Origin of the sequence: Rhodanobacter sp. T12-5 (assembly GCF_008329435.1) — a bacterium.
Taxonomy (GTDB): domain Bacteria; phylum Pseudomonadota; class Gammaproteobacteria; order Xanthomonadales; family Rhodanobacteraceae; genus Rhodanobacter.
Map to the genome: position 1 here is coordinate 1 of NZ_NPKN01000019.1, position 1,221 is coordinate 1,221.

At 60.4% G+C, this 1,221-nt stretch carries 1 protein-coding gene; it reads left to right on the forward strand.

The window, feature by feature from the left end; all coding sequences use genetic code 11:
• The first annotated feature begins 62 nt into the window (after positions 1-62).
• Positions 63-1,216, forward strand: a protein-coding gene (locus tag CIW53_RS17585; RefSeq protein WP_149366015.1) for an IS3 family transposase whose coding sequence is annotated in 2 segments (ribosomal slippage) — positions 63-303 and positions 303-1,216 — 1,155 coding nt in all. Because the reading frame shifts where the segments join, the coding sequence is not laid out codon by codon here.
• Positions 1,217-1,221: the final 5 nt, after the last annotated feature.

The following is a 1,221-nucleotide window of genomic DNA, read 5'->3' on the forward strand; positions in this document are numbered from 1 at the left end:
GGGTTCTACCCCGTTAACGCGGACACTTCTAAGAAGACCGATCATGGTCAAAAAGGAGTGTCATGTCCAAGCGAAGAAAGTTCAGCGACGAGTTCAAGCGGGAGGCCGTCGGCCTAACCCGTCAGCCAGGTGCGCAGCTCAGTCAGGTGGCCCGCGACATTGGCGTGGGTGCGGGGGTTCTGGGCCGTTGGCGACGTGAGTTGGAAACGGATAAGGCCAAGGCCTTCACCGGCTCAGGCGTGCCCCGCGACCAGGAGATGGCGACCCTCAAGCGCGAGCTGGCCCGGGTGAAGAAGGAGAGAGATTTTTTGCGCGATGCGGCAGCGTTCTTCGCCAGGGAATCGAGCTGAAGTATCAGACGATCCAACGCTGTCGCGGTCTTTACCCTGTCCAGCTGATGTGTCGATGCCTGAAGGTGTCGACCAGTGGCTTTCATGCCTGGAACAAACGGCCGATGAGCGCTCGTGCCACCGACAACCAGCGTTTGCTGGCCCGAATACGGGAGCTCCATGCCGCCAGCGATGGCGTGATGGGCATGCCGCGCATGCATGAGGATCTGTCCTATGCCGGCGAGACGGCCAGCCGTAATCGTGTCGCCCGGCTGATGGCCAGGGACGGTTTGTTCGGTGTGCCGCAGAAGCGTTCGTGGCAGCGCAAGCGCACGGGTGTGCGACCGGATCACGTAAGGAATCACCTGGAACGCGACTTCTCGGCGCTGGAGCCCAACACGAAGTGGGTGACGGACATCACCTACATCCACACTGCCGAAGGGTGGCTGTATTTGTGCACCGTGCTCGATCTGTTCAACCATCAGATCGTTGGGTGGTCGATGTCCGATATCCAGGATCGGCACATGGTGATCAAGGCGGTGCTGATGGCTTGCTGGCAGCGTCCTGATCGGGAGCCGCTGGTGCTGCATTCGGATCGCGGTACGCAATTTACCAGTGGCGAGTATCAGCGCTTTCTCGCTGATCACAACATCCAAAGCAGCATGAGCGCTGTGGGTCACTGCGCTGACAACGCGGCGGCTGAGGGCTTCTTCGGCATGATCAAACGCGAACGCGTCCGTCGCCGCCGCTACCTGACCCTGGCCGAGGCACGGTCCGACGTCTTTGACTACATCGAACGCTTCCACAATCCCCGAATGCAACGCAGAATCGAGGTTCGGGATCGGGCCTTCACGGCCTTAACTCAACTGTCCGCGAAAACGGGGTAGAACCC